The following is a 13,156-nucleotide window of genomic DNA, read 5'->3' as shown; positions in this document are numbered from 1 at the left end:
GGGCCAGCCCCGCGTTGGGGGGCCACCCGGGTTTTCCGGGTGCCCGCCCTTCGCGCATGATTCTCCCTGATGATGATCTTGTCTGGTTTTCGGACCGCCCGCCGCGCCGCAGGTCTGCCTGCGGCGGGCCTCGCGGTCGCGCTGCTCACCGGGTGCTCCGGCGGGGCCTCGGAGGCCGAGCTGGCGTACAAGGCCGACTACGCCGCCCATCCGCACCTGCGGGTGACGGGGTACCCGTCCACCGGCACGCTCGGCGTGGTCCAGCAGCTGGTGTGGCGGCTCGCCGAAGGGGCCGAGGGGCGGCTGGCGGAGCTCGGCCCCTCGGACGGCGGGGACGGCGGGGACGGCGGGGACGCTTCGGCGGCCTGGGTCCGCGAGTACGGACGGGGCGCCCAGGGGGCCGTCACGGCCGACTTCCAGGACGACCCTGCCGAGCGGCAGACCGTGGTGCTGACCTTCCACGACACCGGGCAGGTGAAGGAGCTGGTGCTCCGGCCCGGCGGCCGCGACGGCGGCGACGGTTGGCGGGTCGTGCTGCGGTAGCTGTCGGGGCCGCTGGGCTGAGCCCCGGCCGTCGGGCACGCCCGAGGGGCGGCACCCGTGCGGTACGGGTGCCGCCCCTCGGCGGATGTCGGCGGCGCCAGGCGCTGTCCGGCCTAGATGATCAGGCTGAGCGGCATGATCAGGGCGATGGCGACGACCGAGATCACCGTCTCCATCACCGACCAGGACTTCAGCGTCTGTCCGACGCTCATCCCGAAGTACTCCTTCACCAGCCAGAAGCCGGCGTCGTTGACGTGCGACAGGAAGAGCGAGCCGGCGCCGATCGCCAGGACCAGCAGGGCCGCGTGGGTGGAGGACATGTCGGCGGCGAGCGGGGCGACGATCCCGGCGGCGGTGATGGTGGCGACCGTCGCCGAGCCGGTGGCCAGGCGGATCAGCACCGCGATCAGCCAGCCGAGCAGCAGCGCCGAGATGTGCCACTTGCCGGACCACTCGCTCACCGCGTTGCCGACGCCCACGTCGATCAGGGTCTGCTTGAAGCCACCGCCGGCGCCGACGATGAACACGATGCCGGCGATCGGGCCGAGCGACTTGCCGACGGTGTCGGAGATCCGCGCCTTGTCGAAGCCGGCCGCCTTGCCGAGGGTCAGCATGCCGAGCAGGGTCGCGGCGAGCAGCGCGATCAGCGGCGAGCCGATGAAGTCGAACACCCGCTGGCCCAACGCCTTCGGGTTGTCGATCACCACGTCGGTCAGGGCCTTGCCGAGCATCAGCACGACCGGCAGCAGGATGGTCGCCAGCACCGCGCCGAAGGACGGGGTGTGCTCGGGCTTGGCGCTCTCCTCGGGGGCGGTGGCCTTCGGGATCTCCAGCGGGCCGACCCAGCGCTCGGCCAGCCGGGAGAACAGCGGGCCGGCCACGATCAGGGTGGGCACGGCGATCAGCAGGCCGAGCGCCAGGGTGATGCCGAGGTCCGCCTTCAGGGCGTCGACGGCGACCAGCGGGCCGGGGTGCGGGGGCACCAGGCCGTGCAGCACGGACAGGCCGGCCAGCGCGGGGATGCCGATCCGCATCAGCGGCACGTTGCCGCGGCGGGCGACCAGCAGCACGATCGGGATCAGCAGGACGACGCCGACCTCGAAGAACAGCGGCAGGCCGAGGACGGCGGCGATCAGCGCCATCGCCCAGGGCAGCGCCTTGTTGCCCGACCGGGCCAGCACGGTGTCCGCGATGATGTTGGCGCCGCCGGAGTCGGCGAGCAGCTTGCCGAGCATCGCGCCCAGCCCGATCAGCAGGCCGACGCCGGCCACGGTGGAGCCGAAGCCCGTGGAGAAGCTGTTGAGCAGCTTGTCGAACGGGGCGCCCGCGACGGCGGCCAGCAGGCCGGAGCCGAGCGTGAGGGCGAGGAAGGGATGCAGCTTCAGTTTGGTGATCAGTAGGACGATCACACCGATGCTGAGCAGGACCGCGATCAGCAGCTGGGAGTCGCTGCTGGTGTGCGGCAGGGCCGGTGGGGCGGCCGCGAGCAGAGTGGGGGACATACTCACGCGAGGTCTCCATTGACCGGCCGCAGCAGCGCCACGGCCATCTCGACGAGTTCTTCGGGGGACGGACCGACGTCCAGGACGGCGCCGCGCTCGTGCGCGCCCAGGGGTTCCAGGGCGGCGTACTGGGAGTCGAGCAGCGACGGCGGCATGAAATGGCCGGTGCGGTGGGCGAGCCGGTCCTCGACCAGCTCGTGACCGCCGCTGAGGTGCAGGAAGTAGGCACCCGGGCAGGCCGCGCGCAGGGTGTCGCGGTAGTGGTGCTTCAGCGCCGAACAGGTGACCACGCCGCCGGTGCCGTCCTCGGCCCGCTCCTTGAGCCAGGCGCCGAGGGCGCGCAGCCAGGGCGCGCGGTCCTCGTCGTCCAGCGGGATGCCGGCCGACATCTTGGCGATGTTGGCCGCCGGGTGGAAGTCGTCCGCCTCCGCGTAGGGGAGGTCGAGTCGTTCGGCCAGCAGGCGGGCCAGGGTGGTCTTGCCGACACCGGAGACGCCCATCACCACGATGGTGAGAGGGCCCGCCGGTGTCACTGCCGGGAGGTCGTGGTTCTCGACGCTGAGAGCCATGGGTGGTGCTCCTTCGTTGCCTGGCCGCCACTATCGCCTCAAAGATATGACGTATTCAAGTGGTGGAAACCAAATCGTCATACTTTTGAGCTGTGGGGTAGATCGCAGGGCGCGGGACCCGGTACGCGCCGGTGGTGGCGGCGGGGTGGGCGTCTACGCTGGGCGGATGGAGATCCAGGGGCTGCCCGGTCGGCTGCTTGACGAGCTCGGGCCCGCGATCGCGTCGGGGGAGATTCCCGAGGGTGCGGTGCTGCGCGGCGAGGAACTGGAGGAGCGGTTCGGGGTGTCCCGGACGGTCGTCCGGGAGGCGGTGCGGATCCTGGAGGGGATGCGCCTGGTGGCGTCCCGGCGGCGGGTCGGGATCACCGTGCAGCCCAGGTCGCTCTGGGACGTCTTCGACCCGCTGGTGATCCGCTGGCGGCTGGCCGGCGCGGACCGCTCGGCCCAGCTGCGCTCGCTCGGCTCGCTGCGGGTGGCCGTCGAACCGGCCGCGGCCGCGCTCGCCGCGGTACACGCGAGCGACGACGACCGGCGCCAACTCGGCTCACTGGCCGTGGAGTTGACCGTCTCGGCGCGGGCCGCCGACCTCACCACCTTCCTCCGGCACGACATCGAATTCCACGCCACCGTACTGCGCGCCTCCGGCAACGAGATGTTCGCCCACCTCGGCGACACCGTGGGGGCGGTGCTCACCGGGCGGACCGAGTACCATCTGATGCCCCATCAGCCGGAGCCGTACGCGATCCGGCTGCACCGCGAAGTCGCCGACGCGATCTGCGCGGGGGACGCCGTCCAGGCCGAGCAGGCCATGCGGACGATCGTGGCGGGCGCCCTGGAGGAGCTCAACCAGCAGTTGGGCTGACCTCCCCCGGCGGCGGGCCGCCCGCTGCCGGCTGCCCGGATCACGCGCTTTGACGGCAGTTCGGTGGATTCGGACGCATAGTCCTGGTTCGGCGGGGCAGAGTGAGGCAAGGGGGCGCGTTTCGCGTGCGCCCGTCCCGTGTCCGCCGCCGAGTCCGCGCCTGGGGGTCGATCGATGTCCGTGCCACGCCGCCGTCGCCGCCTGCCCGACGAGGTGCGCGCCGCCGCCGTCCGGGCGGTGCTCTGCCTGTCCTTCACCCTGGTCGGCGTGGTCGTCGCCACGCTCGCCTCGTACGCGGACAGTTGGCTGATGACGCCGGCGCTGATGGCGATGGGGCTCGGGGTGTTCGGCACGATGTGGTGCCTGCTGGAGATCCTGATCTCGCGCCAGGTCGCCGCCCAGCGGCAGCGCGCGCCCGGCTCCGCGCACCCGATGGCGGGCAGCCGGGCGCCCGACCCGCTGGCCGCCCGGCCGCTCCCCCGCCCCGGCGGGCCGCAGCGCCAGCCGCGACTGCCGGCCGCGTAGGACACCTGCGGCCGACGCTGCGGATCAGTCCTCCGGGACGGCCCGGTAGTGGGTGGTGAGCCGGCCCGTGTCGTCCAGGACGTGGAAGGCGAGCATCGGCGGCTGGGTGAAGGAGATGCCGGGCCCGCCCTCGCAGGGCAGCGTGACGGTGGAGACCACACCCGGGGCGACCAGCAGGGGCAGTCCGGCGAAGGTGGTGGCGGCGCCGGTGTGGGAGTGGCCGCAGAGCAGGCCGGCCACCCGGGGGTGCCGGGCCAGCACCGCGCCCAGCGCCTCCTCGCCGAACTGGCGGATCGGGTCGACGTTCGGCAGGTGCAGGACGGCCGGCGGGTGGTGGAAGGCCACCAGCGCGGGCAGGTCGGCGCGGCCGGCCGCCAGTTCGGCGTCCAGCCAGGCCAGCGTCTCCTCGTCCAGCAGGCCGTCGTCGCGGCCGGGGATCGAGGAGTCCAGCATCAGCACGTCGGCACCGGGCAGTCGGTGCAGCCGGTTGACCGGGCCGTCCGCGGGGGCCTCGCCGAGCAGCACCTCCCGGTAGGGCGCCCGGCGGTCGTGGTTGCCGGGGCAAATGAGCACCGGGTACCGGGAGTCCAGCACCTTGGCCACCTGCTCGTACTCGGCGGGCAGGCCGTGGTCGGCGAGGTCCCCGGTGACGAGCACCGCGTCCAGCGGGCCGGGCAGGGCGTCGAGGTACGCCATCACCTGCCCGGCCCGCCGCCGGGCGCGCCTGCCGCCGTCCCGGCGGTGCTCCTGCCCGAGGTGGATGTCACTGAAGTGCGCGATCGTCAGCATGCACGCCACGCTAGTCAGTTGAGGACTGCGCCGGAACCTCGGCCGGACGCTTGAACATCCGGGTGGCGGTGATCTCGCCGTGGATGGCCGGGCCGTCCGGGTCCTGCGGGGCGGGCAGACCGGGGCGCAGGTGCTCCTCGACCGAGATGTACTTGAGGCCCGCCCGCAGGTCGGCGTCGTTGCGCAGCCGGATGACCAGCGGGAACTCGGCGAGCGCGGTGGTGTCGAACAGGCCGGTGGTGTAAATCAGTTGGACGCCGAGCGCATCGGCCACGGCCCGCTGGAGCTCCAGCAGGTAGGTGGCGTTCGCGCGGCCGATCGGGTTGTCCAGGAACAGCGTGCCGGCGTGCCGCAGCTGGGACTGGCCGCGGTCGTTGGCGCGCAGCGCGGCCATCGTGCAGTACAGCGCGATGGCGGCGGTGAGCAGCTGGCCGCCGGAGAAGACGTCGGACATCTGGCCGACGCCGACCCGCTCGGCGCGCAGCACCGCGTCCGGCTTGAGGATCTCGACGCTGACGCCCTTCGGGCCCATCGCGGCGGCGACCCCGCGCAACAGCAGGGACATGCCGTCGCGGCGCAGGTCGCTGTTCTTGCGGACGGCGGCGCGGGTGGCCTCGTCGATGACCTCGCCGAGGCGCTCGACCAGGGTGGTGTGGTCCGGGTCCTCGAAGCGGATCCGCAGGAACTCCTGGCCGGACCACTCCCCCAGGCCCTCGGGCAGCCGGGAGAGCCGCTGGGCGGCGCGCAGGGTGGTGAGCGAGGACTCGACCAGGCCGCGCAGGCGGTCGACGATCGAGCCGCGGTTGCGCTCCAACTGGGCGAGTTCGTCGGTCAGCACGCGCAGCCGGGGCGCGAAGGCGGCGGCCCAGGCGGCGGCGTGCTCGGGCAGCGCGGCGGCGGGCAGTTCGCGGATCTGCTGGCGGGCGGGGGTGCGGACGGCCTCGTAGCGGGCGGCGTTGGCGTGCCGGACGAGGGCGTCGGAGGCGTCGCGGACGGCGAGTTCGGCGGAGGACAGCTCGCCTGCGGCGGTGCGCAGGGCACGGCGGGCCTCGGCGGCGGTGCCGCGCGCCTCCGGCAGTGAGCCGAGGTAGGGCTCGGCGGACTGGCCGTCGTCCTCCTGCTGCTCGCGCAGGCCGTCGCGCAGCTGGCCGGCGAGTTCGTCGAAGTCGGCGGCGGCCGACTGGGCGGCGTCGAAGGTGCGTTGCAGGTCGGCGTGCGCGGTGCGGGCGGCGTCCAGGGCCTCCCGGCGTTCGGCGAGCCGGCTGGTGGCGGTGCGCAGCAGGACCTGGGCGTGCTCGGGGTCGGCGGGGACGAGGTCCTCGGGCAGTTCGGTGTGCGCCTCGCCGTCGGCGGGGGCGGAGCGCTCGGCCTCGCCGCGCAGGCGCCCGAGCTGCTCGCTGGCGGCGGCGGAGCGGGCCTCGATGGTGGCGACCAGGTCCTCGGCGCGGGCGGCCGCGGCCTGGCGGGCCGGGCCGTCGGCGCCGTCGGGGCTGCCGAGGAGTTCCTCGGCGCGGGTGCGGACCTTGTTGGTGAGGCGGTCGAGTTCGGTCGCGGCGGCGGCCTCGTCGCCCTCGGCGCGGGCCTGCTCGGCACGCAGGTCGGCGCCGACGCCGACCTTCTCGTACAGCTGGGAGGCGGCGCGGTAGGCCTCGCGCAGGGCGGGCAGTGCGGCGGGGGCCGTCTCGGCGGGCTCGTCGGCCTGCTCGGCGGCGGGGATCTCGGCACGTTCGGCGCGCACGGTACGGGCGGTGCGGCGGGCGTCGTCGGCGGCGCGTTGGGCGGCGCGGCGGTCCTCGTCGCAGGTGCGGGCGCGTTCGGCGCAGACGGCCTGGCGGCGGTCGCACTCGGCGGCGTCCTCGGCGAGTTCGCGCTGGCGGCGGGCCCAGTTGGCGCGCTCGCGCAACCGGAAGGCGAGGCCGGAGAGGGCGTCGGCGCGGCGGCGGGCGCGCTGGGCGGCCTCGCGGTGCTCCTCGTGGGCGGCGGCCGCGGCGGCGTGGTCGGTCTCGGCCTCGTCGTGGTCGGCGCGCAGGGTGGCCAGGGCGGCGGCGGCCTGCTCGGCGTGCTCGCGGGCGGCCTCGGCGGCGGCGGCGAGTTCGGCGAGGGTGCCGGGCGGGCAGCTGGCGTGCCAGGAGGCGAGGCGGGCGGCGAGGCCGCGGTCGGCACCGAGGCGGGCGGCGAGTTCGCGGATGTGCTCCTCGCGGGCGCCCGCCCGGGCGCGCAGTTCGCGGCGCTCGTCGTCGGCGGCGGACTCGTCGTGCATGGCCGGGTTCGGCGGCACCAGGAAGAACGCGGGCTGGTCGGTGATCGGGGCGATCAGGGAGGCGGCGGCGCCGACGGCGACGGTGGAGCGGGGCAGCAGGGCGGCGGCCTGCAGGGCCTCGCGGGCCCGCTCCAGCGAGGCCGGGTCGGTGACGACGACGCCGTCGACGAGTTCGGGGCGGGCGGCGAGGATCGCCTCGTGGTCGGCCGGGTCGACGGACTGGGCGAGGTAGCGCCAGCCCGGCAGGGCGGGGATGCCGTGCTCGGCGAGGTACTCGACGGTGGCCAGGACGTCCGGGCCGGGCGGCAGCAGTCCGCCGTCGCCGAGGGCGGCGAGGATGCGGGAGTCGTCGGCGGCGGCGGTGCGCAGGTCGAACAGGGTGCGTTCGGCGGTGGCGATGGACTCGTCGAGGAGTTCGCGCAGGTACTCGGCGTTGCGGTCGAGGACGGCGGGGGTGAGGAAGCCGGCGTCCTCCTCGGCCCCTGACCCGTCTTCGCTCCAGTCGGTGGGTGCGGGGGTCAGGGAGAGCAGGTCGGAGAGGCGCTGCTCGGTGGCGAGCAGGGCGGCGGTGCGCTGCTCGGCGGCGAGCGCCCGGGCGGCGGCCGTGCGGGCGTCGCCGGCGCGTTCGGCGGCGAGTTCGGCGCGGCCGGTGGCGGCGGCGGCCTCGCGCAGCCGGGCGGCGCAGGCCTCGGCGGCCGTACGGGCCTGGGCGAGGGCGGCGCCGGCGGCCTTCTCGACGTCGGCGGCGTGCAGGGCGGCGCGGGCCGGGTCGACGTCGCCGTCGGCGTCGATGAAGCCGGCCTCGACGGCGGCGGCGGTCTCCTGCTCGACCTCGGCGAGGCGCTGGCGCAGGTGGTCGACCTCGCTGCGGGCCTTCTGGGCGGCGGTGGCGGCCTCGGTGGCGTCGGACTGGGCCTTGGCACCGTCGTCCTGGAGCTCGCCGGCGCGCTGCTCCTCGGTGTCGGCACGGGCCTCGGCGGCCGCAGCGGCGCCTTCCAGGGCGCGGGCCAGGGCGGTGGCGGCGCGGGCACGGGCGGCGAGCGCGGGGGCGGCGTCGAGTTCGGCCTCGCGGATGGCGGCGGCGACCCGGGTGATCCGGTCGGCGGCGGCGCGCTGGCGCAGGACGGCCTCGGCGGCCTGCCAGGCGGAGTGCAGGGTGCGGGCGTCGATGAGTTCGCGGCGCAGTGCGGCGGCCTCGGCGGTGGCCGCGGCGAGGCCCAGGGTGGCGTGCCGGTGGGTGAGTTCGGCGGTGATGAGGGTGTGCCGGGTGCGGTCGGCCTCGGCGGCGGTGACGGCGCCCGCGGCGGCGGCGACCTCGATGGCGAGGTCCTGGGCGCGGTCGCGTTCGGCGGCGGCGCGGGAGGTGAGGGCGTGGGCGAGGCGTCGGGTGCGGCGTTCGGCGGTGCGGTGGGCCTCGCGGACGCTCTCGCGGGCGCCGGTGGCCTCGACGATGCGTTCCAGCAGGTCGAGGGAGCCGGCGGTGAAGTCGCGTTCGGCGGTGAGTTCGGCGCGGCGGCCGAGCTTGGCGGCGAAGCCGTGGACGAGGTCGGCGAGGCCGTCGGTGTCCCGGGTGTCGGTGACGGCGCGCAGCAGCAGGTCGGTGAAGTCGCTGTCGTGCTTGACCGCGAAGAGGCCGGCGGCCTCGCCCTCGTCGGCGTTCATCTCGCGCTGGTAGCGGAAGAGTTCGGGGTCGAGGCCGAGTTCGCCGAGGTGCTCGGTCCAGCGGTCGTGGCCGTCCTCGAAGACCAGGTCGAGGTGCGGGTGGGCCTTGCCGGCCTCGGTGAGGGCGTCGCGGAAGCCCTTCATGGTGCGGCGGCGGCCGCGGGCCTTCTGGTCGCCGGCCAGGCCGATGCGTTCGGCGACCGGCAGCGAGTCCAGGGTGAGGCCGGGGCCGGGGCGGAAGGAGTACCAGGTCTCGGCGAACTTGCGCGGGTCGGAGGAGACCTGGCGGCCGCGCCACTCGCTGACCTTGCCGACCACGATCAGCTCGCCGGTGACGGTGTGCTGCCACTCCAGCGCGACGTGGCCGCAGTCGTCGGCGAGCAGGAACTTGCGCAGCACGCCGGAGCTGGCGCCGCCGAGGGTGTTGCGGTGGCCGGGGAGCATCACCGAGAAGATCAGTTTGAGCAGGACGGACTTGCCGCCGCCGTTCTCCAGGAAGAGCACGCCGGCCGGGGCGGGGCGGCGGACCGGGCCCTCGGTGTCCTCGCCGAACAGGCCGATCTGCTGCGGGGCCGGGTCGGCGACGGGCTCGCCGACACCGCGCAGGTCGAGCACCGTGTCGGCGTAGCGGGCGCCGGCCGGTCCGATCGAGTAGAGGCGGACCCGGTTGAGCTCGTACATGTGCGGCGGTTCTCCGTGGGCGAGTCGGGTAGGGGTGTCAGAGCGAGTGGAACGGCAGGCCTGCGTCGGCCACCAGTTCGTCGCCGGTGTCCGGCGGCAGCAGGCTGGCGGTGCCGTCGGAGACCGGGACGATGCCGAGGTCGAGCAGTTCGGCCATGGCCGCGCTGCCGGCCAGGTCGCGGACCTGGAGCTGGTAGCGGGCGGTGGTGCGGTAGGTGCCGCCGGAGTCGTCGGAGACCTTCTGCAGGAAGCCGGAGTCGACCAGGAACAGCACGGCCTTGGCGACGATGCCGATGGTGGAGCCGGAGAGCCGGCGGGCGTCCTTGGTGGCGCCGGTGGCGGTGCGCCGGGCCCAGACCCGCCAGGCGGCCTCCAGGCCGGGGGCGTCGGACTGCGGGTCGGTGTTGTCGCCCTCGGTCGCGGCCTGCTCCTCCAGGCGGCGGCAGGCCTGGCGGACGAAGGCGTCGACGCCGTTGACGGTGATCCGGCCGAGGTAGCCGTCGTCGGCGAGGTCCTCGGGCCGGGGGAAGGCCATCGCGGCGACGGCGAGGTGGGCCAGGCCGTGCAGGAAGCGGTCGGTGGACTCGGTGGCGGCGCGGCGCGAGTAGTCGCCCATCCGGACGGCGAACAGCGAGTCCTCGGCGGCGGCGACGGCCATGCCGGCGCGCGGCGAGACCTCCAGGACGACCAGGCCCATGCCGGTGGCGACGGCGTCGGCGAGCCGGGCGAACGGCGGGTCCTCGCGGTGGCGGCGGACGAGTTCGGCGTACTCGGCGTCACGGGCGGGGAGCAGCTTGGCCTGGAGGCCGAAGGAGACCAGCCGGGCGGCGTCGGCGACGTCGCCCGGGGTGATCGGGGCGGGGGCCGCGGGTTCGGTCTCGGCCGCCCAGGACGTGTCGTGGTGGGTCGTCACGGGCGGTGCTCCTCGGGGCTGTTGCTAGTACGGGTGATCTGGTGGTGCGTCGAGACGGCGGCTTCGTCAGCCGGCGTCCTTGCGGTCGGCGGCCATGCCGGCCGCGTCGAGCAGGGCGCTGCCGACGATCAGGTCGGCGCCGCCGAACTGCGGGTCGCGCAGCGGGGTGCCGTCGTCCACGGCGAACAGCAGCCGCTCCTCGCCCTGCCGGTAGGCGGTGCCGACCGGCGGGCTGGCCGCGTGGACGGCCAACAGGGCGACCAGGTACGGCAGCTCCGGGTCCTGCCCGCGGGCCTCGGCCAGCAGGCCGGAGAGCCGGCGGGGGGCGTCGGCGGGCAGGTCGAGCAGGAGCAGCGCGGCCTCCAGCTGGGCTTCGGAGAAGCGGCTGTCGTCCGGGGTGGCGACCAGGTCCGGGTCGGGCAGTTCGGCGCCGAGGTGCTCGCGCTCGACCGGCGGGGTGAGCAGCAGGTCGACCAGGTCGGCGACCCGGACGGAGACGGGGGTGCGCAGGCCGGCGCCGCGGGCGAAGAAGGCACCGGTGGGGCGGACGGCCTGCTCGACCGGCAGCCGCAGCACGGGGGCGAGCAGCTGGCCGTAGAGGTCGATGCCGCTGCGGGCGCCGGGGGTGGCGAAGGCCTGCCGGTCCTGCTCGGCGCGGAACAGCGGGCCGGCCTCCAGCAGGCGGGTCTGCAGTTTCGTGTGGCGGCGGATGCAGTCCTTGACGATGTCGAGCAGCTCGGCGGCGCGGCGCTTGTTCTCGGCCCCTTCGGGGGTGTTCGGCTCGGCCTCGTCGCGGGCCTTGCGGATGTTGGTGAGAATCGCGTTCTCGTGCCGGTAGCGGTCGGCGATGTGGTCCAGCGCCTCGTCGATGAGGTCCGGGATGGCGCGCATCCAGTCGACGGCGCGGACGTTGCGCCGGGTCGCGTCGAGGGCGCGGCGCAGCGTCTCGGCGTACTGGACGGTGCGGTAGCGGGCCTGCTCGGCGGCGAGCTGGGCGTCGGCCAGGCGGCCGCGGCGGATCAGCACCTCCAGCTTGACCTCGGCGGCGATCTGGGCCGAGGTGACGTCGGTGTCGAGCGCGCCGACCAGGACGTTGACCGCCTCGTCGGTGGTGCGCAGGTAGACGCCGCCGTCGGGGCCGGGGACCTCCTCGATCAGCTTGAAGTCGTAGTCGCGCCGGACGTACGCGCCGTCCGCGCCGAAGGTGCCGTAGACGGCGCGGAAGCCCCGGTCGACGCTGCCGACGTTGATCAGCGACTCCAGCACCCAGCGGGCGACCCGCTCGTGCTCGGCGGCGGGGCGGCCGGCGGCCTGGGCGGCGACCCTGGGCAGCAGGCGGGCGAGCACTATGTCGCGGTCGGCGCCGGTGTCGAAGTCCATGTGCAGGGTGACCAGGTCGATCGCGGCGAGACCGACCTCGGCCATCGCGTAGCCGCCGTACTCGCCCGCCAGGTTGACCTTGCGGTTGTCCAGGTCGTGCAGGGGGGCGGTGCAGGCCAGCGCCTTGAGCCGGCGGGCCAGGCCCTCGTCGGCGGCGGGGCCGGGCGCGGGCCTCGCCGCGACGGACCCGGCGGGCGGCCGGGGGCCGGGCAGGGTGGGCGGGTCAGCGATGGCGGTCACGGTGCACAAGATTAGAGGTTCGCACCGACATCGACCGAAACGGGCCTTGTGGGCGGGCTGCGCGGCAGGCCGGAGGGCGTGTCGGGGGTGAATTCAGAACGGGATTTCGACGGGATTCCGCCAATTCCGAACCGATATTCGGCAAACCCGTGAAGACTGCGCGTCGCTACCGTGATGATCGGCCTATGATCACTCGACTGGTCAAAGCGGGCTTCGCCGCCGCGCTGTCCGTGACCACCCTCGCCACCGGTGCCGCCGCCTCGTCAGCCGCCCCCGCCGACGCCCCCGCCGTTCAGGGGCAGCACGTGACCGCAGCCCTGAACGGCTTCCTGCCGGGCACCACCCCTCCCGGACCGGGCAAGCTCTCGGTCGGCTGGACCTCCGCCGGCACCCAGGACCTCACCGGGCCGACCCACATCACCGTCGACCTGCCGCCCGGGCTCACCACCGAGCTCGGCATGTTCTACTCCACCCCGTACGACTACACCTTCACCGAGTCCGTCTCGCCCGACGGGCGCCACCTGGACGCCGTCCTCATCGGCACCCGCAGGCCCGGGCGCTACGAGTTCATGAAGCTGAACGTGGGCCGCGACTACACCCAGCAGCTGACCGGCCAGATCGTCGTGACCGTGTCCAATCCGAACGACACCGACCCGACCGGCCACGTGACGGCCCTGTCGGTCGACGGGACCACCCCGGCGCCGGTCGTCCAGGCGCCGCCCACGGTCGACGGCCTCGACACCACCACCGGCCCCGGCGCGGGCGGCACCGCGGTGACCGTCAGCGGCAGCAACCTGGCGCACGGCATGGTGCTGGTCGGCGGCGTCCCGGCGGCCGGCACCTGCACCGACACCGCCTGCACGGTGACCACGCCCGGCGGCTCGGGCAGCGCACCCGTCTCCGTGGTGACGCCCGGCGGCACGGTCGCGGCGCCGGCCGCCTTCGACTACACGGGCGCCCCGCCCCCGCCCCCGCCCGCGCCGACGGTCGGCAACCTGACCTACACCAGCGGCCCGGCCGCCGGCGGCACCCAGGTGTACCTCCAGGGCACCAACCTGACGTACGGGACGGTCGCGTTCGGCGGGGTGCCGGCCGCGCACGTCTCCTGCGGCCCGTCCTTCTGCTCGGCCACCTCCCCGGCGGCGGCGGGCCCCGGCCCGGTGGGCGTCACGGTGACCACGGCGGGCGGCACCAGTGCCCCGGTGACCTTCACGTACACCGCGTAGTCCC

General features: G+C 74.9%; 10 protein-coding genes. 4 read left to right on the top strand and 6 right to left on the bottom strand.

Translation table 11 applies throughout. From position 1 onward, the window contains the following. Window positions 1–69: 69 nt before the first annotated feature. On the top strand, window positions 70–543 hold the full coding sequence (locus ACFWPT_RS25945; protein WP_380378565.1) for a hypothetical protein: 474 nt from the start codon (window positions 70–72) through the stop codon (window positions 541–543). A gap of 113 nt (window positions 544–656) precedes the next feature. On the opposite strand, the gene ACFWPT_RS25940 is transcribed toward ACFWPT_RS25945, so the two are convergent. Both ACFWPT_RS25940 and ACFWPT_RS25935 read right to left on the bottom strand, forming a co-directional pair. Next, window positions 657–2,045, bottom strand: a complete 1,389-nt coding sequence (locus tag ACFWPT_RS25940; RefSeq protein ID WP_380378590.1) for a gluconate:H+ symporter — start codon at window positions 2,043–2,045, stop codon at window positions 657–659. A 2-nt stretch (window positions 2,046–2,047) separates the two neighbouring features. Then, window positions 2,048–2,614 carry a gluconokinase gene (locus ACFWPT_RS25935; RefSeq protein WP_380484573.1) on the bottom strand — a complete coding sequence of 189 codons (567 nt, stop codon included), beginning with the start codon at window positions 2,612–2,614 and terminating at the stop codon, window positions 2,048–2,050. A 166-nt stretch (window positions 2,615–2,780) separates the two neighbouring features. Here ACFWPT_RS25935 and ACFWPT_RS25930 point away from each other — a divergent pair, with 166 nt between their 5' ends. Beyond that, window positions 2,781–3,476: a FadR/GntR family transcriptional regulator gene (locus ACFWPT_RS25930; RefSeq protein ID WP_380338311.1), complete on the top strand. Its 696-nt coding sequence runs from the start codon at window positions 2,781–2,783 to the stop codon at window positions 3,474–3,476. A 174-nt stretch (window positions 3,477–3,650) separates the two neighbouring features. After that, window positions 3,651–4,001, top strand: coding sequence for a hypothetical protein (locus ACFWPT_RS25925; RefSeq protein WP_350884255.1), 351 nt, complete (start codon window positions 3,651–3,653; stop codon window positions 3,999–4,001). Window positions 4,002–4,025: 24 nt separating this feature from the next. Here ACFWPT_RS25925 and ACFWPT_RS25920 read toward each other — a convergent pair whose 3' ends face one another. The 4 genes from ACFWPT_RS25920 to ACFWPT_RS25905 form a co-directional block, all read right to left on the bottom strand. Beyond that, window positions 4,026–4,790 (bottom strand): metallophosphoesterase, encoded by a 765-nt coding sequence (locus ACFWPT_RS25920; RefSeq protein ID WP_380429997.1) that lies wholly within the window; start codon window positions 4,788–4,790, stop codon window positions 4,026–4,028. 10 nt (window positions 4,791–4,800) lie between these two features. Then, window positions 4,801–9,393, bottom strand: a complete 4,593-nt coding sequence (locus tag ACFWPT_RS25915) for a hypothetical protein (RefSeq protein WP_380484570.1) — start codon at window positions 9,391–9,393, stop codon at window positions 4,801–4,803. Window positions 9,394–9,430: 37 nt separating this feature from the next. Next, window positions 9,431–10,306, bottom strand: a complete 876-nt coding sequence (locus ACFWPT_RS25910) for a hypothetical protein (protein WP_063350182.1) — start codon at window positions 10,304–10,306, stop codon at window positions 9,431–9,433. Between the two features lie 66 nt (window positions 10,307–10,372). Further along, window positions 10,373–11,926 carry a hypothetical protein gene (locus tag ACFWPT_RS25905; RefSeq protein WP_079136051.1) on the bottom strand — a complete coding sequence of 518 codons (1,554 nt, stop codon included), beginning with the start codon at window positions 11,924–11,926 and terminating at the stop codon, window positions 10,373–10,375. A gap of 185 nt (window positions 11,927–12,111) precedes the next feature. On the opposite strand from ACFWPT_RS25905, the gene ACFWPT_RS25900 reads away from it, so the two are divergent. After that, on the top strand, window positions 12,112–13,152 hold the full coding sequence (locus tag ACFWPT_RS25900; RefSeq protein ID WP_380484568.1) for an IPT/TIG domain-containing protein: 1,041 nt from the start codon (window positions 12,112–12,114) through the stop codon (window positions 13,150–13,152). Window positions 13,153–13,156 lie beyond the last annotated feature (4 nt).

Source organism: Kitasatospora sp. NPDC058478 (assembly GCF_042720345.1).
GTDB lineage: Bacteria > Actinomycetota > Actinomycetes > Streptomycetales > Streptomycetaceae > Kitasatospora.
Note: the sequence above shows the minus strand (reverse complement) of the source record. Positions and strands in the feature narration are given on the sequence as shown.

Bases quoted from the DNA above. Each gene is read 5' to 3' on its own strand.
- ACFWPT_RS25900 (WP_380484568.1), top strand. From the start codon at position 12,112: ATGATCACTCGACTGGTCAAAGCGGGCTTCGCCGCCGCGCTGTCCGTG.
- ACFWPT_RS25920 (WP_380429997.1), bottom strand. From the start codon at position 4,790: ATGCTGACGATCGCGCACTTCAGTGACATCCACCTCGGGCAGGAGCAC.
- ACFWPT_RS25930 (WP_380338311.1), top strand. From the start codon at position 2,781: ATGGAGATCCAGGGGCTGCCCGGTCGGCTGCTTGACGAGCTCGGGCCC.
- ACFWPT_RS25935 (WP_380484573.1), bottom strand. From the start codon at position 2,614: ATGGCTCTCAGCGTCGAGAACCACGACCTCCCGGCAGTGACACCGGCG.
- ACFWPT_RS25925 (WP_350884255.1), top strand. From the start codon at position 3,651: ATGTCCGTGCCACGCCGCCGTCGCCGCCTGCCCGACGAGGTGCGCGCC.
- ACFWPT_RS25945 (WP_380378565.1), top strand. From the start codon at position 70: ATGATGATCTTGTCTGGTTTTCGGACCGCCCGCCGCGCCGCAGGTCTG.
- ACFWPT_RS25940 (WP_380378590.1), bottom strand. From the start codon at position 2,045: ATGTCCCCCACTCTGCTCGCGGCCGCCCCACCGGCCCTGCCGCACACC.
- ACFWPT_RS25915 (WP_380484570.1), bottom strand. From the start codon at position 9,393: ATGTACGAGCTCAACCGGGTCCGCCTCTACTCGATCGGACCGGCCGGC.